The organism is Bacillus haynesii, from assembly GCF_001969855.1.
Classification (GTDB): Bacteria; Bacillota; Bacilli; order Bacillales; family Bacillaceae; genus Bacillus; species Bacillus haynesii.
Map to the genome: position 1 here is coordinate 66,232 of NZ_MRBL01000001.1, position 11,616 is coordinate 77,847.

11 protein-coding genes are annotated in these 11,616 nt (G+C 48.0%); 1 reads left to right on the forward strand and 10 read right to left on the reverse strand.

All coding sequences use genetic code 11. The features are described from left to right. Positions 1-41: 41 nt before the first annotated feature. From glpX to BTA31_RS00340, 5 genes are all read right to left on the reverse strand, one after another. On the reverse strand, positions 42-1,007 hold the full coding sequence (gene glpX, locus BTA31_RS00320) for a class II fructose-bisphosphatase (RefSeq protein WP_076788155.1): 966 nt from the start codon (positions 1,005-1,007) through the stop codon (positions 42-44). A gap of 65 nt (positions 1,008-1,072) precedes the next feature. Further along, positions 1,073-2,362 (reverse strand): UDP-N-acetylglucosamine 1-carboxyvinyltransferase, encoded by a 1,290-nt coding sequence (locus BTA31_RS00325; protein WP_043925177.1) that lies wholly within the window; start codon positions 2,360-2,362, stop codon positions 1,073-1,075. A 257-nt stretch (positions 2,363-2,619) separates the two neighbouring features. After that, a complete protein-coding gene (gene fsa / locus BTA31_RS00330; RefSeq protein WP_020453287.1) occupies positions 2,620-3,255 on the reverse strand; it encodes a fructose-6-phosphate aldolase in 636 nt (211 codons plus the stop codon). 230 nt (positions 3,256-3,485) lie between these two features. Then, positions 3,486-4,343, reverse strand: coding sequence for a class II fructose-bisphosphate aldolase (locus BTA31_RS00335; protein WP_076788157.1), 858 nt, complete (start codon positions 4,341-4,343; stop codon positions 3,486-3,488). A gap of 204 nt (positions 4,344-4,547) precedes the next feature. After that, on the reverse strand, positions 4,548-4,925 hold the full coding sequence (locus tag BTA31_RS00340) for a response regulator (protein ID WP_094777382.1): 378 nt from the start codon (positions 4,923-4,925) through the stop codon (positions 4,548-4,550). 173 nt (positions 4,926-5,098) lie between these two features. On the opposite strand from BTA31_RS00340, the gene BTA31_RS00345 reads away from it, so the two are divergent. After that, the gene (locus BTA31_RS00345) at positions 5,099-5,629 is read left to right on the forward strand and encodes a DUF2529 domain-containing protein (RefSeq protein WP_076788159.1); all 531 of its coding nucleotides are present in this window, start codon (positions 5,099-5,101) and stop codon (positions 5,627-5,629) included. Between the two features lie 133 nt (positions 5,630-5,762). Here BTA31_RS00345 and BTA31_RS00350 read toward each other — a convergent pair whose 3' ends face one another. The 5 genes from BTA31_RS00350 to BTA31_RS00370 form a co-directional block, all read right to left on the reverse strand. After that, positions 5,763-7,370, reverse strand: a complete 1,608-nt coding sequence (locus BTA31_RS00350) for a CTP synthase (RefSeq protein WP_043925180.1) — start codon at positions 7,368-7,370, stop codon at positions 5,763-5,765. Between the two features lie 256 nt (positions 7,371-7,626). Continuing rightward, positions 7,627-8,145: a DNA-directed RNA polymerase subunit delta gene (gene rpoE / locus BTA31_RS00355; protein WP_076788162.1), complete on the reverse strand. Its 519-nt coding sequence runs from the start codon at positions 8,143-8,145 to the stop codon at positions 7,627-7,629. A gap of 303 nt (positions 8,146-8,448) precedes the next feature. Further along, entirely contained in the window at positions 8,449-9,588 is a 1,140-nt protein-coding gene (locus tag BTA31_RS00360) for an acyl-CoA dehydrogenase (protein WP_043925182.1), read from the reverse strand. A 21-nt stretch (positions 9,589-9,609) separates the two neighbouring features. After that, the gene (locus BTA31_RS00365; protein WP_076788165.1) at positions 9,610-10,740 is read right to left on the reverse strand and encodes an acyl-CoA dehydrogenase family protein; all 1,131 of its coding nucleotides are present in this window, start codon (positions 10,738-10,740) and stop codon (positions 9,610-9,612) included. A 12-nt stretch (positions 10,741-10,752) separates the two neighbouring features. Then, positions 10,753-11,616, reverse strand: a complete 864-nt coding sequence (locus BTA31_RS00370; protein ID WP_076788167.1) for a 3-hydroxybutyryl-CoA dehydrogenase — start codon at positions 11,614-11,616, stop codon at positions 10,753-10,755.

Genomic DNA, 11,616 nt, shown 5'->3' on the forward strand with positions numbered 1-11,616 from the left:
AGGGAAAAGCGGGTCGTATATATCCCCGCTTTTCTTTTTCCTTATGGCCGGATGACTAGGTTAGGTTTTTTCTTGAGACTGTGTCTTCCGTCCACAAACCGTACCGTACCGGATTTCGCTCTCATGACTACGCTGTGGGTCGTTCCAACAGATCCTTTGAATTGCACGCCTTTCAGGAGCTCTCCGTCTGTAACACCAGTTGCGGCGAAAATCGCGTCGTCTCCCTTGACGAGGTCTTCCATGCGGAGCACTTTGCCCGTATCAAGCCCCATCTTTTCACAGCGTCTCAGTTCTTCCTCGTTTTGAGGAAGAAGCTTTCCGTGAATTTCTCCTCCGAGAGCTTTGAGTGCGACAGCCGACAGAACGCCTTCCGGAGCGCCTCCTGAGCCGAATAAAATATCGACGCCCGTATGATCAAAAGCGGTGTTAATGGCACCGGCCACGTCCCCGTCATTGATCAGCTTGATTCTGGCGCCCGCTTCGCGAAGCTCATGGATGATTTTCTCGTGCCGCGGACGGTTCAAAATCGTGGCTACGACATCTTCTACATCTTTATTCTTTGCTTTTGCTACAGCTTTCAAGTTATCAATCACAGGTGCTTCAATGTCGATGCAGCCGACAGCTTCAGGACCTACAGCGATTTTATCCATATACATGTCAGGCGCATTCAGCAGGTTTCCGTGATCAGCCACCGCAATGACTGCGAGCGCGTTCCATCCGCCGCTTGCGACGATGTTCGTCCCTTCGAGAGGGTCTACTGCTACGTCTACGCGAGGGCCGTAGCCGTTGCCGAGCTTTTCTCCAATATAAAGCATCGGTGCTTCATCCATTTCCCCTTCTCCGATTACGACCGTTCCCTTCATAGGAATGGTGTCAAACACATCCCTCATGGCGCTTGTCGCAGCGTCGTCGGCTTCGTCTTTTTTACCTCTTCCCATCCAGCGCGCTGACTTAAGCGCAGCCGCTTCTGTCACACGTACAAGTTCCATCGATAAGCTTCTTTCCATTCCTATCTAATCTCCTCTCCCCCATATGAAATCCTTTATGTTTTATCTATCACAGCATTTGTCCATCAGGAGTTTTGCAGCTGTTCAATTTCCCGGTCTGTCAATTTTTCGCGCCAGACAGTGGCCCCGAGCTTTGTCAGCTTTTCTTCAAGCTGACTGTAGCCTCTGTCAAGGTGCTCCAAACCGGTGATTTCCGTGACTCCTTCCGCCATCAGACCCGCAACAACGAGACATGCTCCCGCCCGCAGATCACTCGCTTTCACCTTGGCTCCCTGCAAAGGAACGGGACCTGTAATAATCGCCGATCTTCCTTCGACCTTCATCGACGCACCCATGCGCCTCAGCTCGTCGATATGTTTGAAGCGGGCGGAATAAATGGTGTCAGTGACAACGCTCGTCCCGTTTGCCTTCGTTAAGAGCGATGTCATCGGCTGCTGCAGATCGGTCGGAAAGCCGGGGTATACGAGCGTTTTCAAGTCGACCGGTTTCAGCTCTTTCTGTCCGCCGACCATTAAAATCTGCTCACTGCTTTCTTCGATCCGAACCCCCATTTCGCGGAGCTTGGCGATTAACGATTCCAAATGCGTCGGAATCACATTATCAATCAGCACTTCTTGTCCCATGGAAGCAGCTGCGATCATGAACGTGCCGGCTTCGATCCGGTCCGGGATAATCGAGTGTCTACACCCGTGAAGCGATTCAACGCCTTCGATGCGGATGACATCCGTACCGGCACCTTTTATTTTTGCTCCCATGCTTGTTAAAAGGGTGGCAACATCGATAATCTCAGGTTCTTTCGCAGCGTTTTCAATTACGGTTCTGCCTTTGGCAAGCACGGCGGCAAGCATGATGTTGATCGTTGCTCCAACACTGACGACATCAAGATAAATGCGTGCGCCTTTTAACTCCTCCGCACGCAGATAGATCGCACCCTGTTCGTTTGTCACTTCGGCTCCGAGCGCCTCAAAACCTTTGATATGCTGATCAATCGGTCTCGGACCAAGGTGGCAGCCGCCTGGAAGGCCGATGACCGCTTTCTTAAAGCGTCCGAGCATCGCGCCCATTAAATAATAAGAAGCCCGAAGCTGTTTCACTTTTCCATTCGGCAAAGGCATGCTGATCATCGGCGCAGGATCAACGACCATTTCTCCCTTTTCAAGATGAACGTTTCCGCCAATCTCTCTCAGCAGATCGCGCAGGGTCAAAATGTCTGAAATGTGGGGAAGGCCTTCAAGCGTAACCGTCGAATCAGCCAAAATCGTCGCGGGTATGAGAGCGACAGCGCTGTTTTTCGCTCCGCTTATATGTACTGTGCCATTGAGAGGATCGCCGCCAGCTATATTTAACTTTTCCATGATCGTCTCCTTCCTTAAAGAAGATAGCTAATGGAGCGCTTCATAATGAGAATTCCTCAAACTCAAAATAAATGGTTCATTTCAAAATCTATCCAATTAAAAGAGAAAGAATACAACACATTTTAAATTTATCGGGAAGAAAAAGTAGCGAAGCAGACTGCGGCAAGGTTCTCTTCTGCAAAACATTCATTTCTCTTTGTAAGACAAAATGGTGACAAACGGAGGGAGCCCCTCCACTTGCCACCCACATGAAGCAATTATTTATTCCAGTCAGCTAAAAACTGTTCGATCCCTTTATCAGTCAGCGGGTGCTTTGTAAGCTGGTGAATGACTTTGAGAGGCATCGTGCCGATATGCGCTCCCCTTAGCGCGGCCTCAGTCACATGCTGCGCATGACGGATGGACGCGGCGATGATTTGCGTATCCAAACCGTGCACATCGAAAATTTGTTTAATTTCACTGATCAAGTCGAGGCCGTTGTGGCCGATATCGTCAAGGCGTCCCAGGAACGGGGAAACATACGTAGCTCCTGCTCTTGCGGCAAGAAGCGCCTGATTTGCGCTGAAGATCAGTGTGACGTTCGTTTTAATCCCGAGATCGGTTAATGCTTTAACAGCTTTCAGGCCGTCAGACGTCATCGGAATTTTTACCGTAATATTCGGCGCGATTTTCGCAAGCTCTTTTCCTTCTTCAATCATCTCTTCAGCCTTCAGAGAAATAACCTCAGCGCTGACTGACCCAGAAACCACTTCGGTAATTTCACGCAGACGGTCATGAAACGAAATGTTTTCTTTTGCTACTAAACTAGGATTTGTCGTAACTCCCGCAAGCACGCCGAGAGCGTGCGCCTCTTTAATTTCGTCTAAATTTGCAGTATCAATAAAAAACAGCATATTGATAAAACCTCCTGTCATGAAAATGTCTGAACTGTGGAACTTGTTTGCGCTTTCCGGATGATATGGATAAAACCGCCTGTCGCTATCAGGCGGCTTTTTTGACTGAACGGGAAGCAAAAGAGCCTCATGCCGTCAAATAGCATGTGTTAACAGCACTTCCCTAAAACATCAGAAAAACATCCTGTTTCCCCGGCCTTGCGGGAAAACAGATGCTTTTCCAATCGTCATTATGCTTTGTTTGAAGAACCAAATTCACGCATTTTGCCGATCACTGTTTCTTTGATAGCTTCACGTGCAGGTCCGAGGTATTTGCGCGGATCATACTCTTCAGGCTTCGCAGCCAGCGTTTCGCGAACAGCTTTCGCAGAAGCAATTTGGTTTTCAGTGTTGACGTTGATTTTTGCCGTACCTAAGGAAATAGCTTTCTTAATGTCGGCAGTCGGAATGCCTGTTCCGCCGTGAAGTACGAGCGGAAGACCAGTTGTGTTTCCGATTTCTTCCATTTCTTTGAATCCAAGGTTTGGTTCGCCTTTGTAAGGGCCGTGAACAGAACCTAATGCAGGTGCAAGGCAGTCGATTCCTGTGCGCTCAACAAGTTCTTGGCACTCTTTAGGATCCGCGTAGATGACGCCTTCTGCAATTACGTCGTCTTCCTGTCCGCCTACAGTTCCAAGCTCAGCTTCAACTGATACGCCGTGGAAATGAGCGAGCTCAACAACTTTTGAAGTCGTCGCAACGTTCTCATCGAAAGGATGGTGAGAAGCGTCGATCATAACGGAAGTGAATCCCGCATGAATCGCTTTTGCACAAGATTCAAAGCTTGAACCGTGGTCTAAATGAATCGCAACAGGTACTGTTACGTTGTATTCTTCCATCAGCGCTTTAACCATTGCAACAACGGTTTTAAATCCGCCCATATAGCGTCCTGCACCTTCTGATACACCGAGGATAACAGGAGATTTCTCTTCTTCAGCGGCTTGTAAAATCGCTTGAGTGAACTCAAGGTTATTTAAGTTAAATTGTCCGACAGCATATCCGTTTTCTTTTGCATTATTCAACATTTCCGTCATTGATACTAAAGGCATGTCGAAAGTCCTCCTTATGTAGCCTGATTTGCTTTTGCGAAAAAAGCCTCCACACCTACCTAGCATGACCAGAAAAATCCGCCATATGTAAAATGTTTTGGTTTTTTAAAAACGTTAGATAGCTTTTCTCCACTTATATAGAATAACAATTAATCAACAAATCGGCAACAACATGACTGTGACAACATCAAAAACTTTTCCCGTCTATCCGTTAGACTTTATGGGCAGATAGGTTTTAACGGCATCGCGAATTTCGTCGATGTCAAAAGGCTTCGCAAAGTGCGTCAGGGCTCCGAGCTCCTTCGATTCCTGGATCATGTCGAGCTCTCCGTAGGCCGTCATAATGATGACGCGGATCCCCTCGTCTATGACCTTCATTCTTTTCAAAATTTCAATTCCGTCCATTCCGGGGATCTTCATATCGAGCAGAACGAGGTCAGGGCGCTGGTTTTTCACAATGTCAAGCGCTTGAATCCCGTTCGCGGCCTGGAAGGTTTTGTACCCTTCTTTATTGAAAACTTCATTCAGCAGAACCCGAATCCCGTACTGGTCGTCTACGATTAAAATCTTCTCATTCATGATTTACACCTCTATATTTATAATTTTCGCCAAAATTAAGCAGTAGTTTATCTATTCTGTTTTGTTTTTCTCTTTTCCTTTAATTAAAAAATTTAAGTTTGCGACATATTTAGAGGATTTTTCCCATTATTCTCTTTTGTTATATAATGATAGTCAGTAAAAAAGGAGGAGTCAGCTTGCTTAAAATTTTCACCACTCAATTGACGGGAATCTTCAAGCGGATTCAAGAGGGCGAGGCCCAATCGATAGAGGACGGCGCCCGCTTGTTGGCTCAGGCGGTCATCAGTGATCATTCGGTTTATGTATACGGAAAAAATGAATTGGAAGGCATTTTGAAAGAAGCGATGTACAGTTCTGAACCGTTCCCCTCAGTCAAACCGCTGCCGAAAGACGAAGAAAACTGGCCCGGTTTTGAAATGACGGACAAAGTGCTGATGTTCTGCGCCGGTTCAGCGGATGACGAAGAGCTGAAAATGGCGGAAAAACTGTATGAAAAAGGAATCGGACTTGTTGTCGTCTCCCCTTCGGGAAAAGACGGCGCCCCGATCTCTTCCTTCGCCGATGTCCATATCGATTCAAAGCTGAGAATGCCGCTTCTTCCCGATGAAGACGGAACAAGGTACGGATTTCCGTCCCTGATGGTCAGCCTCTACATTTATCATGCCCTATCCTTTACATTAAAGGAAATTCTTCAGGAATACCAATAAAACAGGGTTGCCTAAAGGAAATTAGTGACGGTGAGGCCGGCCTTATGAATATAGTACCAGTTCGGGCCGCCATTATCATCAGAAAGAGCCAAAAAAAGCCTGCCGGCGTGATTTGCCGGCAGGCTTTCTTTTTTTACAGCTTTTCCGAAGTCTTTAGCGAAGCATGTACGAAGTCTCTGAACAGAGCCTGAGGTCTTGTCGGTCTTGACGTAAATTCAGGGTGGAACTGAGACGCGACAAACCATGGATGGTCTTTAAGCTCGATAATTTCCACGAGGCGGCCGTCAGGGCTTGTACCGGAAAATACGAATCCGGCTTCTTCCATCTGCTGTCTGAACTCATTGTTGAATTCGTAGCGGTGGCGGTGGCGTTCATACACCACTTCATTTTCATATGCCTGGTACGCTTTCGATCCTTCTTGAAGCTTACACGGATAAAGTCCGAGGCGCAGGGTTCCGCCGAGGTCTTCAATGTCCTTTTGTTCAGGGAGAAGGTCGATAATCGGATACGGTGTGGACGGATCGATTTCGGCTGAGTGCGCTCCTTCAAGACCGAGCACGTTTCTCGCGTATTCAATCGATGCCACCTGCATTCCGAGGCAAATGCCGAAGAACGGAATCTTTTGTTCGCGGGCATATTTGACTGTCGCGATTTTTCCTTCAACACCGCGGTCTCCGAATCCGCCCGGCACAAGAATACCGTCCGCATCCTGAACAAGATCGGCAACGTTGTCTTCCGTCACTTCTTCCGCATTGATCCATTTAACCTGAATGTCTGCGTCAAACGCATAACCCGCATGGCGAAGCGATTCCACAACAGAAATGTAAGCATCAGGGAGCTCAACGTATTTACCGACCAAAGCGATTGTTACCGTTTTGGACAGATTTTTCACCTTTTTGACGAGTTCTTTCCACTCTTCCATATCGGCCTCTCTGCAATCCAGCTTCAAGTGGCTGCAGACCAGGCTGTCCAGCCCTTGTTTTTGCAGATCGAGAGGAATGGAGTAGAGCGTATCCGCATCTCCGGCCTCGATGACGGCTTTAGGATCGATGTCGCAGAACAGCGCGATTTTATCTTTCATGTCCTGAGAAATCGGCATTTCTGTTCTCACGACGATGACGTTTGGCTGAATGCCGAGGCTGCGCAGTTCTTTTACGCTGTGCTGAGTCGGCTTTGTTTTCATTTCTCCCGCCGCTTTAAGATATGGAACAAGTGTACAATGGATGTACATTACATTGTCGCGGCCGACATCGCTCTTGATCTGGCGGATCGCTTCAAGAAACGGCAGCGATTCGATGTCACCGACGGTTCCGCCGATTTCGGTGATCACGACATCAGCGTGCGTTTCTTTTCCGGCGCGGAATACGCGGTCTTTAATTTCATTTGTGATATGAGGGATGACCTGTACGGTACCGCCTAAATAATCGCCTCTGCGCTCTTTTTTCAGCACCGTGGAATAGATTTTTCCTGTTGTCACGTTGCTGTATTTATTTAAATTGATGTCGATGAAGCGCTCATAATGGCCGAGGTCAAGATCGGTTTCCGCACCGTCGTCGGTTACGAACACTTCACCGTGCTGATACGGGCTCATCGTCCCCGGGTCTACGTTGATATACGGGTCAAATTTTTGAATGGTAACATTCAAACCTCTGTTCTTCAGCAGGCGGCCGAGCGAAGACGCCGTAATTCCTTTTCCAAGCGAGGATACAACTCCTCCGGTTACAAAGATATATTTTGTCATTTCTGTACCCCTCTCTTCGATTAACGCTTATTCCTTAAAATGCTCTTTTTATGAAAAATCATTTAGATCTTTTCTAAATGATTTAAATGATTAGGAGGCGGAAAAACAAGAAAGCTCCCTTTCAATTTCTTGAAAGGGAGCTGATAGTCCGTATCACTCGAATCTCTTCGTTTTGAAGAGCCCAAAATACATACTACATAGTTCGCCTGTGAAAGTCAAGATCGATTTAGACATGAAATTCCGTTCAGACGGCAAATTAATCTTCGTCTTCCTCTTCTTCAAAATCTTCATCATCATCATCCAGGATCTCGTCTTCAAGATCATCCAGCTCATCATCGTCGGCTTCATCGATTTCTTCGAATTCATCGGCGTTAATGTCCAAATCTTCTTCGACATCGTCAAGAAGAATATCATCCTCGTCGATTTCTTCGAATTCGTCAAGATCAAGATCTTCTTCAACCACTTTTTTCGCTTTTTTCTTTTTCGCTTTTACAGTCGGCTGCGTTTCTTCATCAAGCTGATCATACGGATACCAGCTGCGCAGGCCCCACGTTTGGTCTGACAGCGCCAAAAAGCGTCCGTCGATATTTAAATCTGTGTAGAACTGGGCGATGCGGTCTTCCAGCTCTTCTTTCCCCATTCCAAGCAAGGAAGCCACTTGATCTGTTAGCTCCTGGAATGTAATCGGTTTTTTGTGTTCCGAGAAAATTTCGTATGCGATTTCAACTAAAGCCATTTCCTTTAGCTGTTCCTCTGAGTATTGTTTCAAACTCATCGCCAGACACTCCCTTTCTATCTTCATGTATGTATCTACTATCTCTGTCATAGAAAATAAGCATGTAATCCCTGTCTTTTACGACAAACCATACCTCTCATTATAAACAAAAGAAATCACTTTATGCCACCTTTATTCCCGTTAATTCAATAATTTTTACCGGTTGCATTGGAAATCGGCGGCAAGCGGGATTGAAACATAGAACAGCCGGGAGCATCCGGCCCTTTCAAAACGAAAAAAACTGCGCCGGCAGCCTGTCCGCCGGCAGCAGATCAAGCCGTGCCAGACGGCTGTTTTCCACCCTTATTTCATCAGCATTCTCGAAATGACGAGCTTCTGAATTTCCTGCGTTCCTTCATAGATTTGAGTGATTTTTGCATCGCGCATAAAGCGCTCGACCGGATAATCCTTTGTGTAGCCGTATCCGCCGAATATTTGCACGGCCTCGGTCGTCACTTTCATGGCCGTATCCCCTGCGTAAAGCTTTGACATGGCGGAAGCTTTTCCATAAGGCAGTCCCTCCGATTCCAGCCATGCCGCCTGGTAGGTTAAAAGCCTTGAAGCTTCAATCTCCGTCGCCATATCAGCCAATTTAAAAGCGATCCCCTGCTGCTCGGCGATCGGCCTGCCGAATTGCTTCCGCTCTTTCGCATACGCTTTCGCCGCCTCAAATGCGCCCTGGGCAATCCCGACAGCTTGAGCGGCAATTCCGTTTCTACCTCCATCGAGCGTCTTCATTGCGATTTTAAAGCCTTCACCTTCCCCGCCAAGGCGGTTTTTTAAAGGTACGCGGCAATCCTGAAAGATGATTTCGGTTGTCGGCGATGAACGGATGCCCAGTTTCCTTTCTTTTTTCCCGACAGAAAAGCCGGGAAAATCCTTTTCAACGATAAAAGCGGTTGTGCCTTTGTGTTTCTGTTCCGGCGCAAGGTTGGCAAACACGATGTAGAAGTCTGCGATTCCGCCGTTTGTGATAAAAATCTTCGTCCCGTTTAAAATATATTCATCGCCGTTTTTAACCGCGCCCGTTTTCATACCGCCGGCATCGGAGCCTGAACCGGGCTCCGTCAATCCGTAGGCTCCTATCTTTTCACCGCGGGCCATCGGCTTTAAGTATTCCTGCTTCTGTTCTTCTGTTCCGAATGCGTAAATCGGCCAGCCCGCAAGCGATGTATGGGCAGACAAGGTGACACCCGTTGAGGCGCAGACTTTCGAAAGCTCTTCAACCGCGATAACGTAGGCGAGATAGTCGCTGCCGATCCCTCCGTATTCCTCAGGCCACGGTATACCTGTCAGCCCCAATTCCGCCATTTTTGCAAACAGTTCTCTGTCAAACCGCTCTTCCTCATCCCGCTCCTTCGCAGTCGGCTCCACCTCGTGATGGGCAAAGTCGCGCACCATCTTCTGTATCATTTGGTGCTCTTCACTCAGCTTAAAGATCATCCTTTTTCCCCCTTTGACCCCTTATAAATGCTTACCGATAACGATCCGCTGGATCTCGCTTGTGCCCTCATAAATTTCACACACTTTCGCATCCCTGAAATATCGTTCAGCGCTAAAATCCTTTGTGTATCCAAAATCTCCGAGCAGCTGCACGGCTTCTCCGGCGACATACATCGCCGTTTCCGAAGCGAACAGTTTGGCCATTGAAGCAGCTTTTCCCGTCTGCATGCCTTGCTGTTTCAGCGAAGCGGCCTGATAGACGAGAAGCCTGGCTGCCTCTGTCCTCGCCGCCATGTCGGCCAGCTTAAAGGCAAGCCCTTGTCCGTTCTTATACAGCTCTCCGTCCGGATACCGTTTTTTTAGAAATTGAACAGCTTCAGAAAGCGCTCCTTCGGCGATACCCAGAGCCTGCGCCGCAATTCCGATCCGGCCGGTATCCAGGTTAGACAGGGCCATTTTGAATCCCTTTCCTTCCTCCCCCAGCAGCTGCCGGGCAGGAATGACAGCGTTATCAAAATTTAAAGTGACCGTTAGCGAACCGTGAAGCCCCATTTTCTTTTCATTTTTTCCGATGAAAAAGCCCGGCGTTCCCTTCTCCACGATAAAAGCGGAAATGCCTCCCGTTCCCGCCTTCTGATCGGTTGAAGCAAAAATAAGATAAATGTCCGCTGCTCCGCCGTTTGTGATGAAAACTTTCGTTCCGTTCAGCACATAGGTATCGCCGCGCTTTTCGGCCCTGGTTTTTAGACTGCCCGCATCGGAACCGGCACTCGGTTCGGTTAAACAAAAAGCTCCCAAGTACTCTCCTGCTGCCAGTTTTTTAACATAATGCTCTTTTTGCCGCTCATTTCCGTATAAAAGAATGGGAATGGTGACAATTGACGTGTGTACAGAGAGAACCGCACCAAGAACGGGACTTTTCTTTGACAGCTCATGTATGGTCATCATATAGGTGATGAAGTCATGACCGGCCCCGCTGTATGTAGCCGGTATCGGAAGCCCCATCCAGCCGCGCTCCGCCATTTTCTTCAAAAGAGAGGCTGGAAAACGTCCTTTTTCCATTTCAGGTACAAAAGGAGCGACCTCCTGGTTGACAAATTGCCTGACAATCTTCTGCATGCGGGTCTGCTCTTCTGTAAACTGAAAATTCAAGCTCACCCCTCCTTATGTCGGCTGCTTTTCGTACGTATAAAACCCTCTGCCCGTTTTCTTTCCGAGACGTCCTGCGCTGACATATTGTTTAAGGAGCGGACAAGGCCTGTATTTATCATCGCCAAAGCCTTCATGCAGCGTCTCCATAATATACAGACACGTATCCAGACCGATCAGATCGGCGAGAGCCAGCGGACCCATCGGATGGTTCATGCCAAGCTTCATGATTCCGTCTATGCTTTCTTTCTCGGCGACGCCTTCATAAAGTGCAAAAACCGCCTCATTAATCATCGGCATTAAAATGCGGTTGGAGATAAATCCCGGAAAATCCCGCACCTCTATCGGAACCTTGTTCATCCGCTCCGCTGCAGACACGACGGTTTCATATGTTTCGCCGCTCGTCTCAAGCCCCCTGATGACCTCGACAAGCTGCATGACCGGAACCGGGTTCATAAAATGCATGCCGATGACATTCTGGGGTTTTTTCGTGACGGAAGCGAGTTCCGTAATCGACAAGGACGATGTATTTGATGCCAATATGGCTGAGTCTTCGGTCACTTCATCAAGCCGCTTGAAAATCTCTTTTTTTACATCCATTTGCTCAACAGCCGCTTCAATGATGAGAAAGGCTTCCCGTGCTTCGTCCAGCGAAGCTGAAGGAGAAAGACGCTGATAGATTTGCTGCACGTCTCCATGCGGCAGCTTGCCTTTTTCCGCCTGTCTGACTAGCTGGCCGGAAATGCGCTTCATTCCCTTTTCAATTTGTTCAGGTGATACGTCATACATGTAAACATTGTATCCGGCCTGGGCAGAGACCTGGGCGATCCCGGCCCCCATCTGGCCGGCTCCGATGACCATGATCGTGTCTTTTTTCAT

What these genes read in the sequence shown, in the direction of transcription:
- glpX (WP_076788155.1), bottom strand. Translation starts at nt 1,007, where the DNA reads ATGGAAAGAAGCTTATCGATGGAACTTGTACGTGTGACAGAAGCGGCT.
- BTA31_RS00325 (WP_043925177.1), bottom strand. Translation starts at nt 2,362, where the DNA reads ATGGAAAAGTTAAATATAGCTGGCGGCGATCCTCTCAATGGCACAGTA.
- fsa (WP_020453287.1), bottom strand. Translation starts at nt 3,255, where the DNA reads ATGCTGTTTTTTATTGATACTGCAAATTTAGACGAAATTAAAGAGGCG.
- BTA31_RS00335 (WP_076788157.1), bottom strand. Translation starts at nt 4,343, where the DNA reads ATGCCTTTAGTATCAATGACGGAAATGTTGAATAATGCAAAAGAAAAC.
- BTA31_RS00350 (WP_043925180.1), bottom strand. Translation starts at nt 7,370, where the DNA reads ATGACAAAATATATCTTTGTAACCGGAGGAGTTGTATCCTCGCTTGGA.
- rpoE (WP_076788162.1), bottom strand. Translation starts at nt 8,145, where the DNA reads ATGAGTTTGAAACAATACTCAGAGGAACAGCTAAAGGAAATGGCTTTA.
- BTA31_RS00360 (WP_043925182.1), bottom strand. Translation starts at nt 9,588, where the DNA reads ATGATCTTTAAGCTGAGTGAAGAGCACCAAATGATACAGAAGATGGTG.
- BTA31_RS00370 (WP_076788167.1), bottom strand. Translation starts at nt 11,616, where the DNA reads ATGAAAAAAGACACGATCATGGTCATCGGAGCCGGCCAGATGGGGGCC.